The 1,104-nt window shown below is 66.0% G+C and carries 1 protein-coding gene; it reads left to right on the top strand.

The window, feature by feature from the left end:
* A partial coding sequence (locus NH448_RS23470; protein WP_253029605.1) for a cadherin-like domain-containing protein occupies positions 1-1,104 on the top strand: 1,104 nt, incomplete at both ends.

The following is a 1,104-nucleotide window of genomic DNA, read 5'->3' as shown; positions in this document are numbered from 1 at the left end:
TGACCGCGGCCAGCGTGCAGGGCGGGGCCAGTGTGGGTTCGGTGAGCTTCGCGTCCAATGGCGAGATCACCTTTACCCCTGCGGATGGCTTCGAAGGCAAGGCGGTCATCGACTACACCCTCACCGACGGTGACGGTGATACCGCGTCCTCGACCCTGACCGTGACGGTGGCGGCCGACTCCACGCCGACCATCGACCCGAGCGGCCCGGACGGCGATCCGACGACCGCCGATGGCGCCTACAGCGTGCAGGAAGCAGGACTGGATGGCGGTGCAGATCAGTCCCCGGGCAGTAACGCCGCCAGCAACAGCGAGACCACCGACGGCCAGTTCAAGAGCAGCACCGGCAACGATGACCTGGCGCGCTATGAGGTAAAGGACAGCGACGGCAACTGGGTCGAGATCAATGCCGATGGCACCACGGTCGCCGGTGATTACGGCACCCTGACGGTGAACACCGACGGCAACTGGTCGTACACCCTGACAAGCAGCGCGAGTCAGGACGACAAGGACAGAACGGGTCTGGATGACAGCGTGCCCGAGACCTTCGGTGTGCGGGTGGTGGACAGCGATGGCGATACCTCCGCTGATGGCACCCTGAGCATCGCCATCGGTGACGATGGCCCGAGTGCGGTGGCTGACACCACCAGCACCGCCGAGGACACGGCGGTCAGCTACAACGTGCTCAACAACAGTGATGACACCAGCGACACCCAGGGTGCCGATGGTGCCACCCTGACCACCGCCGCTCTGCGCAATCCGAGCCAGGGCAGCGTGAGCTTCACCAGCGATGGCAACGTCACCTTCACCCCGGCGGCGGGCTTCGAAGGCCAGGCGGTGATCGACTACACCCTCACCGACGGTGACGGTGATACCGCGTCCTCGACCCTGACCGTGACGGTGGCGGCCGACTCCACGCCGACCATCGACCCGAGCGGCCCGGACGGTGATCCGACGACCGCCGATGGCGCCTATAGCGTGCAGGAAGCAGGACTGGATGGCGGTGCAGGTCAGTCCCCGGGCAGTAACGCCGCCAGCAACAGCGAGACCACCGACGGCCAGTTCAAGAGCAGCACCGGCAACGATGACCTGGTGCGCTACGAGG

This window comes from Halomonas sp. OfavH-34-E (assembly GCF_024124525.1).
Taxonomy (GTDB): domain Bacteria; phylum Pseudomonadota; class Gammaproteobacteria; order Pseudomonadales; family Halomonadaceae; genus Halomonas; species Halomonas litopenaei.
The sequence above is the reverse complement of the archived record's forward strand: the minus strand, read 5'-3'. Positions and strand labels throughout refer to the sequence as shown.